This is a genomic window from Kitasatospora sp. NPDC004799 (assembly GCF_040609095.1).
Lineage (GTDB): Bacteria > Actinomycetota > Actinomycetes > Streptomycetales > Streptomycetaceae > Kitasatospora.
The window spans coordinates 1-14,457 of the sequence record NZ_JBEXJK010000207.1 but is presented as its reverse complement, the minus strand read 5'-3'; the positions used below and the strand labels follow the sequence as shown (position 1 = coordinate 14,457).

General features: G+C 73.8%; 11 protein-coding genes and 1 pseudogene. 8 read left to right on the top strand and 4 right to left on the bottom strand.

Translation table 11 applies throughout. From position 1 onward, the window contains the following. Positions 1-84: 84 nt before the first annotated feature. The 8 genes from ABZW03_RS24170 (at position 85) to ABZW03_RS24135 (ending at position 10,856) form a co-directional block, all read left to right on the top strand. Positions 85-888: a carbohydrate ABC transporter permease gene (locus ABZW03_RS24170; RefSeq protein WP_355261920.1), complete on the top strand. Its 804-nt coding sequence runs from the start codon at positions 85-87 to the stop codon at positions 886-888. A 100-nt stretch (positions 889-988) separates the two neighbouring features. Continuing rightward, the gene (locus ABZW03_RS24165; protein WP_355261917.1) at positions 989-2,401 is read left to right on the top strand and encodes a GH1 family beta-glucosidase; all 1,413 of its coding nucleotides are present in this window, start codon (positions 989-991) and stop codon (positions 2,399-2,401) included. 31 nt (positions 2,402-2,432) lie between these two features. Further along, the gene (locus ABZW03_RS24160; RefSeq protein ID WP_355261914.1) at positions 2,433-3,575 is read left to right on the top strand and encodes a radical SAM protein; all 1,143 of its coding nucleotides are present in this window, start codon (positions 2,433-2,435) and stop codon (positions 3,573-3,575) included. A gap of 58 nt (positions 3,576-3,633) precedes the next feature. Next, entirely contained in the window at positions 3,634-5,196 is a 1,563-nt protein-coding gene (locus ABZW03_RS24155; protein ID WP_355261911.1) for an NAD(P)-binding domain-containing protein, read from the top strand. Beyond that, a complete protein-coding gene (locus ABZW03_RS24150) occupies positions 5,193-6,446 on the top strand; it encodes a sugar efflux transporter (protein ID WP_355261908.1) in 1,254 nt (417 codons plus the stop codon). Before ABZW03_RS24155 ends, ABZW03_RS24150 begins: the two co-directional genes overlap by 4 nt. Next, positions 6,443-7,441 (top strand): glycosyltransferase, encoded by a 999-nt coding sequence (locus ABZW03_RS24145; protein ID WP_355261905.1) that lies wholly within the window; start codon positions 6,443-6,445, stop codon positions 7,439-7,441. Before ABZW03_RS24150 ends, ABZW03_RS24145 begins: the two co-directional genes overlap by 4 nt. Next, a complete protein-coding gene (locus tag ABZW03_RS24140) occupies positions 7,438-8,229 on the top strand; it encodes a PIG-L deacetylase family protein (protein WP_355261902.1) in 792 nt (263 codons plus the stop codon). The genes ABZW03_RS24145 and ABZW03_RS24140 overlap by 4 nt, the downstream gene beginning before the upstream one ends. Beyond that, entirely contained in the window at positions 8,226-10,856 is a 2,631-nt protein-coding gene (locus ABZW03_RS24135) for a glycoside hydrolase family 3 N-terminal domain-containing protein (RefSeq protein WP_355261899.1), read from the top strand. Before ABZW03_RS24140 ends, ABZW03_RS24135 begins: the two co-directional genes overlap by 4 nt. A gap of 74 nt (positions 10,857-10,930) precedes the next feature. Here the strand turns inward: ABZW03_RS24135 and ABZW03_RS24130 are convergent, their stop codons facing one another. From ABZW03_RS24130 to ABZW03_RS24115, 4 genes and pseudogenes are all read right to left on the bottom strand, one after another. Beyond that, positions 10,931-12,001: an aldose epimerase family protein gene (locus tag ABZW03_RS24130; RefSeq protein ID WP_355261896.1), complete on the bottom strand. Its 1,071-nt coding sequence runs from the start codon at positions 11,999-12,001 to the stop codon at positions 10,931-10,933. A gap of 71 nt (positions 12,002-12,072) precedes the next feature. After that, on the bottom strand, positions 12,073-13,578 hold the full coding sequence (araA, locus tag ABZW03_RS24125; protein ID WP_355261894.1) for an L-arabinose isomerase: 1,506 nt from the start codon (positions 13,576-13,578) through the stop codon (positions 12,073-12,075). Between the two features lie 20 nt (positions 13,579-13,598). Beyond that, positions 13,599-14,267: an L-ribulose-5-phosphate 4-epimerase gene (locus ABZW03_RS24120; RefSeq protein WP_355261891.1), complete on the bottom strand. Its 669-nt coding sequence runs from the start codon at positions 14,265-14,267 to the stop codon at positions 13,599-13,601. After that, positions 14,264-14,457: pseudogene (locus tag ABZW03_RS24115) on the bottom strand (ribulokinase); the annotation flags it as partial. The pseudogene ABZW03_RS24115 and the gene ABZW03_RS24120, both read right to left, overlap by 4 nt.

Genomic DNA, 14,457 nt, shown 5'->3' with positions numbered 1-14,457 from the left:
TCCTCCGCCATCGGGCACCTGCCGCTCTGTGTCCGTGTCGCCGTCCGTTTTGTCCACGACCAGCACCGGGCCGGGCCGGTCGCCCTGACGACGCTGGTCCTGGTCGCCCTCGCCTCGCTGTTCCCGCTGTACTGGACGCTCGTGGCGGCGTCCACCGACAGCCACAGCGTGATCTCCACCCCGCCGCCGCTGGTGCCCGGGGGGAACCTCTTCCGCAACATCGGCTACGTCTGGAACAACGCCGGGGCGCGCGGCATGGGCGTCGCACTGCTCAACTCGACCCTGGTCGCGGGCACCGTCGCGATCACCACGGTGGCCTTCTCGGTCCTGGCCGGCTTCGCCTTCGCCAAGCTCCGCTTCCGCGGCCGCGGGGCGATGCTCGCCCTCGTCGTCGCCACCATGGCCGTCCCCGCCCAGGTCAGCATCGTCCCGCTGTTCATCCTGATGAAGCACCTGGGGCTCGGCAACCAGCTCGGCGCCCTCATCCTGCCGACCCTGGTGACCGCCTTCGGCGTCTTCTTCATGCGCCAGTACCTCACCCAGGCGCTGCCCACCGAACTCCTGGAAGCGGCCCAGATCGACGGCGCGAACTCGCTGCGGGTCGTCTGGCACGTCGTCGTCCCGGTCGCCCGGCCCGCGATGGCCGTGCTCGGGATGCTCACCTTCGTCCAGTCCTGGAACGACTTCCTGTGGCCGATCATCGCGATGAACGGCGCCACCAACCCCACCGTCCAGGTCGCCCTGGCCGGCCTCGGCACCGGCTGGTCCACCGACTGGTCCGTCATCACCGCCGGCGCGCTCGTCGGCACCCTCCCGCTGCTCCTGGTCTTCACCGTGTTCGGCCGGCAGATCGTCGGCGGGATCACCCAGGGCGCGCTGAAGGGGTGACCGGCCGCCAGGGCCTGTCCGCGAACCCGCGTCCGCGGGGCGACGGCAGGCCCGAGGCCGACGCCCCGCCCCGAAACCCCACCTCTTGGAGAACACCCGCATGACCACCGGCTCGAACCACCCCTCCTTCCCCCGCGGCTTCGCCTGGGGCGCGGCCACCGCCGCCTACCAGATCGAGGGCGCCGTCGCCGAGGACGGCCGCACCCCCTCGATCTGGGACACCTTCAGCCACGTCCCCGGCAAGGTCGCCAACGGCGACACCGGCGACACCGCGATCGACCACTACCACCGGTTCCGCGAGGACGTCCGGACGATGGCCGAGATCGGCCTCACCGCCTACCGCTTCTCCCTCTCCTGGTCCCGCCTGCGGCCCACCGGGCGCGGCCCGGCCAACGAACGCGCCCTGGACTTCTACCGGGCGCTGGTCGACGAGCTGCTCGACCACGGCATCACCCCGGTCGCCACCCTCTACCACTGGGACCTCCCGCAGGAGTTGGAGGACGAGGGCGGCTGGGCCGACCGCGACACCGCGTACCACTTCGCCGACTACGCGGCGCTGGCCGCCCGGGCCCTCGGCGACCGGGTCTCCACCTGGACGACCCTCAACGAGCCCTGGTGCAGCGCCTTCCTCGGCTACGGCTCCGGCGTGCACGCCCCCGGCCGCACCGACCCCGCCGACGCGCTCAGGGCCGCCCACCACCTCAACCTCGGCCACGGCCTCGCCGTCGGCGCCCTGCGCGAGGTCCTGCCCACCGACGCCCAGCTGGCCGTGTCGCTCAACCTGCACGCCGTCCGCCCGCGGACCACGCACCCCGACGACCTGGAGGCGGCCCGCCGGATCGAGGCCGTCGGCAACCGGATCTTCACCAGCCCGCTGTTCAAGGGCCGGTACGACGACGACCTGCTCGCCGACACCGCCCACCTGGTGAAGTGGGACGCGCTGGTGCACGCCGGCGACCTCGCCGAGATCTCCCGCCCGATCGACCTGCTCGGCCTCAACTACTACAACCCGACCGTGGTCTCCTCCGCCGCCAACGCCGGTGACCTCCCGCGCAACGACGGGCACGGCGCGAGCGCGCACTCGCCCTGGCCGGGCGCCGAGGACGTCGCCTTCCACCTCGCCAACGACAGGCTCACCGCGATGGGCTGGCCGATCGACCCGACCGGGCTGTCCGACTCGCTGCTCTCCCTGTACCGCGAGTTCGGCGTGCCGCTGCTGGTCACCGAGAACGGCGCCGCCTTCGAGGACACCGTCGCCCCCGACGGCACCGTCCACGACCCCGAGCGGACCGCCTACCTCCACGACCACCTGGCCGCGGTCTCCGACGCGATCGCCGGCGGCGCGGACGTCCGCGGCTACTTCCTCTGGTCGCTGATGGACAACTTCGAGTGGGCGTACGGCTACGAGAAGCGCTTCGGCATCGTCCACGTCGACTACGACACCCTCGTGCGCACCCCCAAGACCAGCGCCCGCTGGTACTCCGACGTGATCCGCCGCGGCGGACTGGCCTGACCCCCGACGTCCTTGTAGGAGGCAGTGATCCATGGACGAGCCGCGCACCCTGCCGGGTGATGCCGTCGGCACCGACTTCGTCGAGCGCAACCTCGACCTCGTCGGCAAGCTCTACCAGCGTTCCGTCCACCCCGCGGTCCTCCAGGTCGCGCGGGGCGGGCGCCTCTCCTCCCCCCTGGTGGTCGACCTCGACCCGACCACCGTGTGCGACCTGGCCTGCCCGGAGTGCATCAGCTCCCAGGTGCTGCACCAGGGCCAGTTGGGGCAGGACCGCATCCTGCGCCTGGCCCACGAACTCGCGGACTCCGGGGTCCGGGCGGTCATCCTGATCGGCGGCGGCGAGCCGCTGATGCACCGCACGATCGGGCAGGTCATCGAGGTGCTGCACGGCGCCGGCATCAGGATCGGCCTGGTGACCAACGGCACCCAGATCCACCGGCACATCGACCGGTTGGCCCCCATGCTCTCCTGGGTGCGGGTCTCGATCGACGCCGGCACCGCCGAGACCTACGCCGCGTTCCGCCCGGCGCGCGGCAAGCGCAGCGTCTTCCCCCAGGTGATCGAGAACATGCGGCTGCTGGCCGGCCGGAAGGCGGGCCGGCTCGGCTACTCGTTCCTGCTGATGCAGCGCCTCGACGAGGACGGCCGGGTCACCGAGTCCAACTACCACGAGGTGTACCGGGCGGGCGTGCTGGCGAAGGAGATCGGCTGCGACTACTTCGAGGTCAAGGCGATGCTCGACGAGGACCACTACACGGTCAACCAGCGCGCCGACGACATCGCGGCCGTGGAGGAGCAGATCGCCCGGCTGCGCGAACTGGAGGACGACGCCTTCCACGTGCTGCACTCCTCCAACTGGCAGGCGGTCCGCCACCACACCGACTCGGTCCAGCCGAAGGACTACCACCGCTGCGCCGTCGCCGAGTTGCGCACCACCATCACCCCGACCGGCGTGTTCGTCTGCCCGTACCACCGGGGCAACCCGAAGGGCCGGATCGGCGACATCCAGCAGTCCTCCTTCGCCGAGCTGTGGGCGGCCGCGGACACCGGGGTGATCGACCCGAGCACCGACTGCCGGTTCGTCTGCGCCCGGCACCCGTCCAACCAGGAGATCGCGCTGATGCCGACCCGACGGGAGGCGGAGCCGTGCGACGACTTCGACCCCTTCATCTGACCGTACGGCCGTTACCCGGCCGCACCTTCCGCACCCTGTCGACGAGCCTGGAGTCGCCATGCGCACAGCAGTGATCGGTGCCGGTCCGGCGGGGCTGACCTGCGTCCGGCAGGCCCGCGCCGCGGGGCTCGACGTGGTCTGCTTCGAGAAGGCCGCCGACCTCGGCGGGATCTGGAACCCCGCCGGCGGCGGCGCGTACGCCGGTGTGCGGATGCAGAGTTCGCGGATGAGCATGCCGTTCTCGGACCATCCGCCGGCCTTCGCCACCGACTTCCCGTCCCAGCCGGAGGTGCAGGAGTACCTGCGCTCCTACGCGCAGCGGCACGGCCTGCTGGACGCGGTGGTGTTCGGCAGCGAGGTGGTCCGGGTGGCCCGGGCGGCCCACGGCGGGTGGCGGGTCACCGCGCGCACGGCGGACGGCCGGGAGCGGACCGAGGCGGTGGACGCGGTGCTGGTCGCCAACGGCGAGCTGTGGCAGCCGCGGCTGCCCGCCCGGCTGCCCGGGCCGCAGGCGCCGGTGCGGGTGCTGGCCTCGCCCGACTACCGGGGCCCGGCGGAGTTCGCCGGACAGCGGGTGCTGGTGGTCGGCGGCGGGGTGAGCGGGGCCGACATCGCCGCCGACCTGGCGGGCACCGCGGCCCGGGTGGACTGGTCGGTGCGCCGCCGGCAGCTGTTCCTGCCGCGGACGCTCGGCGGGCGCTACAACGACGCCCTGTTCTCGTACGCCGGCCGGGTCGCGGTCGAGGAGCTCCCGTACGCCGAATACCTGGAGTGGATGGGCGAGTTGGAGCCCGACTACCTGGCGATGTACCGGGCCACCGGGCTGCTGCCGGAGTCCGGCTTCCACGGCGCTGTGCACGTCAACGAGCGGATCGTGCCCGCCGTCCACGCGGGCGCGGTGCACCCCGTCCCGGCGTTCGCGGCGTTCGCGCCGGACGGGACGGTGGAGTTCGCGGACGGCGGCGTCCGGGCGTACGACGCGGTGGTGCTCTGCCTCGGCTACGAGATGCCCGACTACGGCTTCGTCGAGGAACTGCGCCGCGAGGACCTCTACGAGCACCACTTCTGGCGGCACGACCCGACCCTGGCGGTGATCAACACCCCGGTGGACACCGAGGCGTTCGGCACCGCCTGCCCGTACTTCGAGGCGGTGGCGGGCTGGGCGGTCGCGGTGCTGACCGGGAAGGCGGCGCTGCCGGACGAGCGGGCGCGCGCCGAGTGGTGCGCCCGGCACATGGGCGCGCTGACCGACCGGCGCTACCTGGACTGCTGGCTGGAGACGATCCGGCTGGGCCTGCTCAGCGGGAGCCTGCCCGACCCGGCGGTCGACTTCGCCGGGTACTGGGCGCTGGTCGCCGGCCAGGTGGACCCGGCGCGGCTGGCCGGCCCCGAGCCGGGGCGCGCCCGGCCGGGGGCCCTGGACCACCGGCTGGACCTGGCGGGGCTGCGGCACCGGATCCTGGCCGCGCTGCCGGTCGAGGTGCGGGAGCGGCTGCTGGCCGGGGGCTCGGTCGACGCGGCGGACCTCGCGGCCGCGGCCGCCGTGCCGGCCGGCCGGGAGCTGGCGCCGTGGCTGCCGTACCGGCAGCGCCAGGACGACCGGGCGGAGGCGGCGGCGTGAGCGCGCACGGGGTGACGGTGCCCGGGGGCCGGTGGCGGCTGCTGGCCGACGGCGCGGTGCAGAGCCTGATCGGCGCCAACGGCTTCGTCGGGCTGGCGGGCGCCTTCGTGGTCCCGACCGTCAGCCTGTTCCTGGCCGACTCGGTGGGCGCCACGCCGCTGATGATCGGGCTGTTCTTCGCCGCGCGCTCGATCGGCGAGATCGGCACCGACCTGGCGATGGGGGTGGTCTCCGACCGGCTGCGCGACCGGCGGAACGTGCTGGTCGTCACCGCGCTGCTCAACGCGGTCGGCGCGCTCTGCTACGCGCTGCTGCGCGACTACTGGGTGCTGCTCGCGGCCGGCATGGTCTGCTTCGGTCTCGGCGGCGCCTGCTTCGGCCAACTCTTCGCCTACACCCGGGAGTTGGCCGAGGACCGGAAGGTCGACGCGACCTTCTTCAACGGCTTCCAGCGTTCGGTGACCTCGCTGGCCTGGGTGGCCGGCCCGCCGGTGGCGTTCTGGCTGGTGGCGCAGTGGTCGTTCACCGTGCTGTACGCGGCGGCGGCCGGGCTGTCGCTGCTGGCGGCGGCGGTCTGCCGCTGGGGCCTGCCCCCGATCGCCCGGCCGGCGGCCGAGGGAGCCGACCGCCCGTCGGGCCCCGGCCTGCGCGGAGCGTTCGCCGGGCTCGGCGGGCGGACGGTGCTGCTGCTGGCGGCGACCGTGCTGCTGCTGGGCGCCAACATGATGTACCAGATCGACCTCTCGCTGCGGGTCACCTCGGAGCTGCACCTCGGCGCGGCCTTCGCCGGCCTGCTGCTGGGCCTGAGCGCCTGCCTGGAGATCCCGCTGATGATCGCGGTGGGCGCCTGGGCCGAGCGGATCGGCAAGGCCCGGCTGCTGCTGGCGGCCACGGTCTGCGCCACCCTGTTCTTCGCCGTGCTCCCGCTGGCGGAGTCCCGCACCGCCCTGCTGCTGCTCCAGGTGCCCAACGCCTTCTGGACCGCCGTGGTGATGAACATCCCGGTGGTGATGCTCCAGGACGCCCTGCCGGGCCGGGCGGGCACCGCGTCCTCGCTGTACGCGAGCGCGTTCAAGACCGGCATGTTCCTCGGCGGCCTGGCCGTCGGCACGGTCGCCACCTGGACGGGGTACGGCCAGGTGTTCTGGGTGTGCGCCGGACTGACCGGCGCGGCCGGCCTGCTGACCCAGCTGGCCCGGGGCACCGGGCCGACCGCCGCCTCCACCATCGACGAAGGGAGCGCCGCGTGACCACGCCGCCCGCCTGCACGGTGATCGTCCCGACCTACGACCGGGCCGATCTGCTCCGGCACACGCTGGACTCACTCGTCCGCCAACGCCCGCGCCCCGGCGACGCGTTCGAGGTGATCGTGGTCGACGACGGCTCGACCGACGACACCGCGGACCTGGTCGCGTCGTACCGGAACCGGCTGGACCTGCGCTACTTCTTCCAGGAGGACCGGGGCTACCGGGTCGCCGCCGCCCGCAACGTGGGCATCCGCCACGCCCGCGCCCAGGTGTGCGTCCTGGTGGACTCCGGAGTGGTGCTGCACTCCGGCGCGCTGGCCGCGCACCTGGACGCGCACCGGGCCGAGGCCGGTCCGGTCGCGGTCACGGGCTACGTCTACTGCTTCAACGAGGGCAACGAGGACGGCGAGCTGATCGCCGCGGCCATCGACCACGCCGACCCGGACGCCTCGATCGCCGAGTTCGCCGACCGGGGCGTCTGGCTGGACCTGCGCGAGACGTACTACGCGCGCTACGGCGAGGACCTGGGGGTGCTCACCGCCCCCTGGCTGATGTGGTGGACCTGCAACGTGTCCGCGAGCACCGCCCTGCTGCGCGAGGTCGGCGGCTTCGACGAGGCGTACCGCGCCTGGGGCGCCGAGGACGTCGACCTCGGCTACCGGCTGCACTCGGCCGGCGCGCGCTTCGTGCTCCGCCGGGACGCCTCCTCGCTGCACGTGCCGCACCCCAAGAGCTACGCCGGCAACATGGCCTCGGCCGCCGCGAACTACCGCTACTTCGCCGACAAGTTCGACACCCCGGTGGCGCGGCTGGTGCCCGACCACCACTTCGAGGAGATCGAGGACCTCCTGCGCTCCCGCGGCCTGGCCCCCGGGGCGGTCACCGACCGGTTCGGCACGACCTTCCGCGGGATCGACGCCCCGGCCATCGAAGCCCCGACCGACGACGCGGCGACCGACGACGCACCCGGCGCCGCGACCCCGGAGGGTGCCCGATGACCCCACCGGTCCTGGGGATGTGGGCCGAGGCGCACCGGCGCTCCGCCCTCTCCTCCCGCACGGTGCTGGTGTTCGCACCGCACCCGGACGACGAGGTGATCGCCTGCGGCGGCACCATCGCCGGGCTGGCGGCGGAGGGCGCGCGGGTGCGGATCGTGTTCGCCACCGACGGCGCGATGTCGCACTCGGCGGTGCTGGGCATCCACCAGGACCCGACGCCCGCCGAGCTGCGGCTGATCCGCCGCCGGGAGGCCCGGGCGGCGGCCCGGGTGCTCGGCCTGGCCGAGGACGCGGTGGAGTTCCTGGACTTCCCGGACACCGCCCTCGCCGACCACCTGGAGCCCTTCCGCGCCCGCGTGCTGGACGTGCTGCGGGGCCACCCCGGCGTCGCCGAGGTCTACCTGCCGCACGAGGTACGGGAGTTGAACGCCGACCACCGGCTGACCGGGGAGACGGTGCTGGCCTGCCTGGCGGAGCTGGGCCTGACCCCGGCCGTCCGCCGGTACGTGGTGTGGGACGAGCGGACCGAGGAGGAGTTCGCCTTCGTCAACCGCAACCCGCCGTCCGCCACCGCCGGGACGTCCGAGCGGCGGGTCGCGGTGGACATCACCGAGCAGCTGCCCCGCAAGCGGGCCGCGCTCCGTGAACACCGCACCCAGGTCGAGCTGTTCGCCCCGGGGCAGACCCGGCCGGTGGTGCCGGAGCCGTTCCAGGAGCGGATCCTCACCAGCCCCGTCGAGGAGTTCTGGATCACCGAGCCGGCCCCGGGCCGGCAGGAGGAGGAGTGACCACCGTGCCGGCCGAACCACAGCCCCCGCTCGCACCACAGCCCTCGCCCGCGCCACAGCCCGCACTCGAGCCGCTGCCCGCCCTCGAACCGCTGCCCGCCTGGCCGCGGCTGGAATCCGCGATCGCCCCCGACCCGGAGATCGAGCGCCGGGTGGCGGAGATCCTGGCGCAGCTGACCCTGGAGGAGAAGGTCGGTCAGCTGGTCCAGCCCGAACTGGCGCAGCTGACCGCCGAGGACGTCCGCGCGTACCGGATCGGATCGGCGCTGAACGGCGCCGGGATCTGGCCGGACGGCAAGCGGCACGCCTCGGTCCGGGACTGGGTGGAGATGGTGGACCACTTCTGGTCCGCCGCCGAGGAGGTCTGGCGCGACCGCCCGTTCCGGATCCCGTTCATGTGGGCCACCGACGCCGTCCACGGGCACAACAACGTGCACGGCGCGACGGTCTTCCCGCACAACATCGGCCTGGGCGCGGCCGGCGACCCGGAGCTGGTCCGCCGGATCGGCGCGGCGACCGCCCGCGAGGTCGCGGCGACCGGCATGGACTGGATCTTCGCGCCGACCGTGACCAATCCGCGCGACCGCCGCTGGGGCCGCTACTACGAGGGCTACGGCGAGGACCCCGCGCTGGTCCACGCCTACGGCCGGGCGATGGTGGAGGGCCTGCAGGGCGACGTGGCGGCGCTGCGCACCGACCGCCGGGTGCTGGCCACGCTCAAGCACTGGATCGCCGACGGCGGCACCGCGGACGGCGGGGACCGCGGCACCGCGCGCTGCGACGAGCAGGTGCTGCGGGACATCCACGCCCAGGGCTTCCTGGCCGGCATCCGGGCCGGCGCGCAGAGCGTGATGGTGTCCTTCAGCAGCTGGGAGCACCCGGCGAACTACGACCACACCCCGGGCCGGGCGGAGCCGTACAACCACAAGGTGCACGGCAGCCGGTACCTGATCACCGACGTGCTCAAGGGCGCGCTGGGCTTCGACGGCATCGTGATCAGCGACTGGGACGCGCACGCGGAGGTGGCCGGGTGCTCGGCGGGGGACGCCGGGTACGCGATCAACGCCGGCCTGGACGTGCTGATGGTGGCCGGGCGGGACGCCTGGCAGAGCGTCCACCGCAACGCGGTGGCGGACGTCAGGTCCGGGGCGATCCCGCAGGAGCGGATCGACGACGCGGTGCGCCGGGTGCTGCGGGTGAAGATGCGCGCCGGGCTCTGGGACCGGCCGCGCCCGCGCGAGCGCTCGCTGAGCCGGCCGGACGCCCCGGCGGTGATCGGCTCGTCCCGGCACCGGGAGCTGGCCCGGGAGGCGGTCCGCACGTCGCAGGTGCTGCTCAAGCACACCCCGGGTCTGCTGCCGCTCTCCCCCGGTGCGCGCGTGCTGGTCTGCGGCAGTGCCGCCGACGACCTGGGCAAGCAGTGCGGCGGCTGGACGCTCACCTGGCAGGGCGACGACCTGGAGCGGGCCGACCTGCCGGACGGCGCCACCATGGCGGACGCGGTGCGGGCCGTGGTCGGTGCGGAGAACTGCACGGTCGACCCGGGCCTGGAGCACACCGACCCGCAGCGGTTCGACGTCGCGGTGGTCTGCGTCGGCGAGGACGCGTACGCGGAGATGCGCGGCACGATCAAGCCGTGGCGCTCGATCGGGTACGCCGACCTGAAGCAGGGCTACGCCCGCGACCTGGAGCTGCTGCGGCGGCTGCGGGCGGACGGCGTGCGCACGGTGACGGTCTTCTTCACCGGCCGCCCGCTGTACTGCACCGAGGAGATCAACCTGTCCGACGCCTTCGTGGTGGCCTGGCTGCCCGGGCCGTCCGCGCACGGGGTGGCGGACGTGCTGTTCGCGGGGCCGGACGGGACGGCGCGGTACGACTTCCAGGGCCGGCTGCCCTCCTCGTGGCCGCGGACCCGGGACGCCAGTGCGGTCAACCGGGTACCGCCGCACCTGCCGGACTACCGGGTGCCGGCGGAGGAGACCGCGCCGACCGGCCGCCACCGGCCGCTCTTCCCGGTCGGGTACGGGCTGTCCGTGCACGGGACGGATCCGGTGGGCGCACCGCTGGAGCCGGACGTGCCGGCCGCGCCGCCGTCACCGCCGGCGGTGACGGGGCCGCTGCCGGTGCTGGACGCGGACGGCACCGGGTACCGGCTGCGGATCGGCGGGCACAACACCTGGTCGCGGGAGGAGATCCGCCTCGACCGGCCGACGGACTGCCTGATCGTACGGGCGACCCCGCTGCCCGGCCCGGGCGGCCCGGCGCTGCGGCTGGAGTTCAAGGGGTACCCGGCCTTCGTGTACGCGGAGTCGCCCAGCGGCGAGCCGGCCGACCTGCGCGGGTACCTCGACGCCGGCGGCTCCCTGCGGTTCGCGGTCCGGGTGCGGCGGGCACCGTCGGAGCCGCTCTACCTGGCCTGCCACGACGACTACCCCGCCCAGCCGGGCCTCGACCTCGCGCCCTGGCTGGCGCAGGCCGGACCGGACGGCTGGACGACGGTGTCGGTGCCGCTGGGCGACCTCGCGGCGATCGGCACGGACCTGCGGCACGTGGCGGTGCCGTTCATGCTCTACACCGCGGGGACCGCCGAGCTGGACGTCGCCGACATCGGCTGGCAGCCGGGCTGAACGCGGAGCAGCCACCCGTAGGAGCGCCCCGCGGCGACCGGGCTCGGGTTCTCCTGGTCGCCGCGGGGCCGAGGTCACTCCGCCGAGAACCGGTAGACCGTGGTCGACTCGTACCGCTCCCCCGGGCGCAGGACGGTGGAGGGGTACGAGTCGACGTGCGGGGAGTCCGGGAAGTGCTGGGTCTCCAGCGCGATGCCCGCGTACCTCCCGTACGGCCGGCCGCCCGGGCCGGTGAGGGTGCCGTCGAAGTGGTTGCCGGTGTAGACCTGCACGCCCGGTTCGGTGGTCAGGCAGTCCAACCGCCGGCCGCTGGCCGGGTGGTGGAGGGTGGCGGCCGGCCGCAGACCGGTGCCGGGGCGGAGCACCCAGGTGTGGTCGAACCCGTCCCCGGCCAGCCGTACCTGCGGGTGCGGGGCGGCGAGCCGGCCGCCCAGCCCCGCCGCGCCGGTGAGGTCGAACGGGGTCTCCTTGACCGGTTCGGGCGCGCCGAGCGGGATCAGGCCGGGGTCCACCGGGAGGTACTCGTCCGCCTCCACCCGGAGCAGGTGGTCCAGCACCGGTCCGCTGCCCTCGCCGCCGAGGTTGAAGTAGGCGTGGTTGGTCAGGTTGACCACGGTGGGCGCGTCGGTCCCGGCCCGGTAGGAGATCGTCAGCTCCCCGGCCCGGTCCAGCAGGTAGCTGACCGTCACGTCCAGCGCCCCGGGGAAGCCCTGGTCGCCGTCGGGGCTGTGCAGCTCCAGCCGGACCCCGACCCGGTCGCCCTCGGTCAGCGGGGTGCCGGTCCACAGCCGGGTGGCGAAGCCGTCCGGGCCGCCGTGCAGGGTGTGGCCGTTCTCCTGGGTCGCCAGCCGGTGCACGGTGCCGTCCAGCGGGAGTTCACCGCCCGCGATGCGGTTGCCGTACCGGCCCACGGTGGCGCCGAGGTAGACCGCCTCGCCGAGCATGTCGGCCGGCGATCCGCCGCCCAGCACCACGTTGGCCCGGTGGCCGTCCCGGTCCGGGGCGTGCAGCGACTGGAGCCGGGCGCCGAGGCTGAGCACCTCGGCGGTGACGCCGTCGGAGGTCCCGAAGACCCAGCGGTCGACGGCGCGGCCGTCCGGCAGCTCGCCCGCCGGGTGGGCCCGGACGGTCAGGTCGGCGGTCATGGTGGTGCTCCCTTGCGTGGAAGTGCCGGAGGGGCGGCACCCGTCCTGGATGCCGCCCCGAGGGTACGTGCTCAGAATCCCTGCGCCAGGCGGTGGTAGGCCTGGTTCCAGCGCAGCTCCCGGGTGAACTGGCGGATCGTCGTACCGCCGTCGATCAGCACCAGCTCGGTGCCGAGCATCTCCGCGAGGTCCTCCAGGTGCTCGGCGCCGAGCGCGGCGGTGAGCACCGTGTGGTGCGGCGCGCCGGCGGCGAGCCAGGCCTCGGCGGAGGTCCGGAAGTCCGGCCGCGGCCGCCAGACCGCGCGGGCCACCGGGAGCGCGGGCAGCGGCTCGGCCGGGTCGACCACGTCGATCTCGTTGGCGACCAGCCGGAAGCGGTCGCCCAGGTCCGCCAGCCCGACCACCACGGCCGGGCCGGGCGCGGCGTCGAAGACCAGCCGGACCGGGTCCTCCCGGCCGCCGATGCCCAGCGGGTGCACCTCGCAGGACGGGGTGGCGGTGGCGATGCTCGGGCAGACCTCCAGCATGTGCGCGCCGAGGATCAGCTCCCGTCCGGGCTCCAGGTGGTAGGTGTAGTCCTCCATGAAGGAGGTGCCGCCGGGCAGGCCGGCGGCGGCCGCCTTGAGGGTGCGCAGCAGCACCGAGGTCTTCCAGTCGCCCTCGCCGCCGAAGCCGTAGCCGTCGGCCATCAGCCGCTGGACGGCCAGGCCGGGCAGCTGGCGCAGCCCGCCGAGGTCCTCGAAGTTGGTGGTGAAGGCGCGGAAGCCGCCCGCCGTCAGGAAGGCGCGCAGGCCCGCCTCGATCCGGGCGGCGTAGCGCAGCGACTCGTGCCGCTCGCCGCCGGGGCGCAGGGCCGGGGCGAGGCGGTAGGCGTCCTCGTACTCCTTGACCAGTTCGGTGACCTCGGCGTCGGAGGCGGCGTCGACCACCTCGACCAGGTCGTTGACGCCGTAGGTGTTGACCGAGACGCCGAACCGGAGCTGGGCCTCGACCTTGTCCCCCTCGGTGACGGCGACGTCGCGCATGTTGTCGCCGAACCGGGCCAGCTTGAGGGTGGCCAGCTCGGCGCGGCCGACGGCGGCGCGGGCCCAGGACCCGATCCGGCGGGTGGTGACGGGGTCGCTGACGTGTCCGGCGACCGTCTTGCGGGCGACGCCCAGGCGGGACTGGATGTAGCCGAACTCGCGGTCGCCGTGGGCGGCCTGGTTCAGGTTCATGAAGTCCATGTCGATGGTGGCCCAGGGCAGTTCGACGTTGGCCTGGGTGTGCAGGTGGAGCAGCGGCTTGCGCAGCGCGTCCAGTCCGGCGATCCACATCTTGGCCGGGGAGAAGGTGTGCATCCAGGCGATCAGGCCGATGCACCCGTCCGCCGCGTTGGCGTCCAGGCAGACCCGGCGGATGGCGCCGGCGTCGGTGAGCACCGGCTTCCAGACCACCTTGACGGGCAGCTCCGGCGAGCCGCCCAGGGCCTCGGCGATCCGCCGGGACTGCTCGGCGACCTGGCGGAGCGTCTCCTCGCCGTAGAGGCCCTGGCTGCCGGTCAGGAACCAGACCTCGCGGCCTTCGATCGACGTCATGATGGGTGTCTCCTTGCTGGTCAGCGGGCGGGCTGCTGGCCGTACACGTTCTGGTAGCGGAAGTTGAGGCTGTCGATGTCGGCCTGGGCGATCGGCAGCGGTTCGCCGAGCTGGCGGGAGACGTGCACGGTGCGGGCGACGTCCTCGCACATCACGGCGGCCTTGACGGCGGCCCTGGCGTCCTTGCCGACGGTGAAGACGCCGTGGCTCTTCATCAGGACGGCGGGCGAGCGGTGGCCGCGCAGGGTCTCGACGATGCCGCGGCCGATCGAGTCGTCGCCGATCAGCGCGAACGGGCCGACCGGGATCTCCGCGCCGAACTCGTCGGCCATGGCGGTCAGCACGCAGGGCACGGCCTCGCCGCGGGCGGCCCAGGCGCTGGCGTAGGTGGAGTGGGTGTGCACCACTCCCCCGACCTCGGGCATGTGCCGGTAGACGTAGGCGTGCGCGGCGGTGTCGGAGGAGGGGGCGTAGTCGCCCTCGACCACGGTGCCGTCCAGGTCGCAGAGGATCATGGACTCCGGCGTCAGCTCGTCGTAGGAGACCCCGCTCGGCTTGATCACCATCAGGTCCTCGCCCGGCACCCGGGCGGAGACGTTGCCGGCCGTCCAGACCACCAGCCGGTAGCGGACGAGTTCCTGGTGCAGGTCGCTGACCTGCTGCCGGAGCAGGTCGATCAGGTCGCTCATGATTCCTCGCTGTTCTGCGTCAGGGCGGCGTTCCGGATGTTCCGCAGGCGGTGCAGCTGCTTGTCGGCGGGGGTGCCGAAGTGCTCGTGCAGTTCGCGGTACTCGGCGTACAGGGCGTCGTAGGCGTCGGCCCGGGCCGGGTCGGGCCGGTAGGCGGCGCGCTCGACCCGGCCCATCGTCAGCACCCATC

Coding starts and splice junctions, on each gene's coding strand:
- ABZW03_RS24130 (WP_355261896.1), bottom strand. CDS start 12,001: ATGACCGCCGACCTGACCGTCCGGGCCCACCCGGCGGGCGAGCTGCCG.
- ABZW03_RS24160 (WP_355261914.1), top strand. CDS start 2,433: ATGGACGAGCCGCGCACCCTGCCGGGTGATGCCGTCGGCACCGACTTC.
- ABZW03_RS24165 (WP_355261917.1), top strand. CDS start 989: ATGACCACCGGCTCGAACCACCCCTCCTTCCCCCGCGGCTTCGCCTGG.
- ABZW03_RS24140 (WP_355261902.1), top strand. CDS start 7,438: ATGACCCCACCGGTCCTGGGGATGTGGGCCGAGGCGCACCGGCGCTCC.
- ABZW03_RS24120 (WP_355261891.1), bottom strand. CDS start 14,267: ATGAGCGACCTGATCGACCTGCTCCGGCAGCAGGTCAGCGACCTGCAC.
- ABZW03_RS24155 (WP_355261911.1), top strand. CDS start 3,634: ATGCGCACAGCAGTGATCGGTGCCGGTCCGGCGGGGCTGACCTGCGTC.
- araA (WP_355261894.1), bottom strand. CDS start 13,578: ATGACGTCGATCGAAGGCCGCGAGGTCTGGTTCCTGACCGGCAGCCAG.